At 73.5% G+C, this 1170-nt stretch carries 2 protein-coding genes; one reads left to right on the forward strand and one right to left on the reverse strand.

What is annotated here, in order from left to right; translation table 11 throughout:
- Nucleotides 1–405: 405 nt before the first annotated feature.
- The gene (locus AB0I71_RS32600; protein WP_357591216.1) at nucleotides 406–699 is read left to right on the forward strand and encodes a hypothetical protein; all 294 of its coding nucleotides are present in this window, start codon (nucleotides 406–408) and stop codon (nucleotides 697–699) included.
- Between the two features lie 276 nt (nucleotides 700–975).
- Here AB0I71_RS32600 and AB0I71_RS32605 read toward each other — a convergent pair.
- Nucleotides 976–1170: hypothetical protein (locus AB0I71_RS32605; RefSeq protein WP_357591218.1), on the reverse strand; the 195-nt coding region annotated here is incomplete at its 5' end.

Raw genomic sequence — 1170 nt, forward strand, 5'->3', positions numbered from 1 at the left:
CCGTACAGGTGCCGTGGCATGGGCGCAGGGTAGCCACGAGGTAACTGGTCAGTAGGCCAACTGGGCAGTAGTCCAACTGGTCAGTAGGCCAACTGGGCACTTGACAAGGGGTAGCCATCGACAAACGATGGGCTACATGCCGCTGCCCTGGACGAAGCCCCGCCCTATCCCTGCCGGCCCAAGGCACCGCCGGAACTGGCGGACGGGCTGGCGGCACTGCACCTGCGGCCTCCGCTGGCCCTGCCCTGATCGGCGGCTGATACCGCCGCCCGCCGAGGCTGCGACGGCCCGGGGCACCGCCCGCGTGCCTGCGCCGACGCTGGCACGGGAGGTGACAGCCCTCCACCCCGTGATCGGGCGGGCAGGCAACCTGACGCCCGCGCAGGCGCACCGAGCCGGCATCCGATGATCGGGGCACCCCGCGCCCACCTACCGGCGCGGCCCACCTGGCGGTGCCGCCGCTGCGGGCAGCCATGGCCCTGCGGGGACGCCCGCGCAGCGCTGACCGTCGAGTACCGGGGAGCGCGGCCCGCGCTCGCCGTCTACCTCGCCTGCGCCCTCGCTGATGCCCTAGACGACCTGTACCGCCTCGGCGTCGACACCTCCGGGGCACACGCACAGTTCCTCGGCTGGCTGCGCGCACGAAGCGGCCCGGCGGACGCGCCACAGGGGCACGAACACACCGGGCCGCAGGAGTAGGGCTACCCCATGCCGTCAGGCAGCCTGTCAGGTGCCAGCGGGAACCACGACCACCTGTCCTCGGGGGCACCGAGGCGGATCATCAGGGCACGCACCGCCGCCGCCCTACCGTCCGCGATCCGGCCCTCCGCCCGCCCGGCGGGATCATCTGCGCCCGCGAGGTGATCCGCTGCCGCAACGGCTTCCTCCAGGTGATCGGCTAGGGCGTCGGTGATGATCGCCAAATCTGCGGGCGACAGGACCGCCACGCGCGCCCTGCGCGGCAGGTCCGCCCCCTCATGCCTGAACATGGCGCACCCCCCGCCCCGGCTCGCCGACTGCGCGCCCATCGACGCCGGCTGGCAGCGGCGGCGGCGGGCCGTCCGGTACCTCGATGTCCCGCAGGTCGCCGGGCTCGTCGGATGCGTACACGAACCAGGCGACACACTCCCGCAGCGCGACAAAGTCGCGGCCCTGCGGGCGCGGGAAGCC

Source organism: Micromonospora sp. NPDC049891 (genome assembly GCF_040660295.1).
In the GTDB taxonomy this organism is placed as follows: Bacteria; Actinomycetota; Actinomycetes; order Mycobacteriales; family Micromonosporaceae; genus Micromonospora.

What these genes read in the sequence shown, in the direction of transcription:
- AB0I71_RS32600 (WP_357591216.1), top strand. Translation starts at nt 406, where the DNA reads ATGATCGGGGCACCCCGCGCCCACCTACCGGCGCGGCCCACCTGGCGG.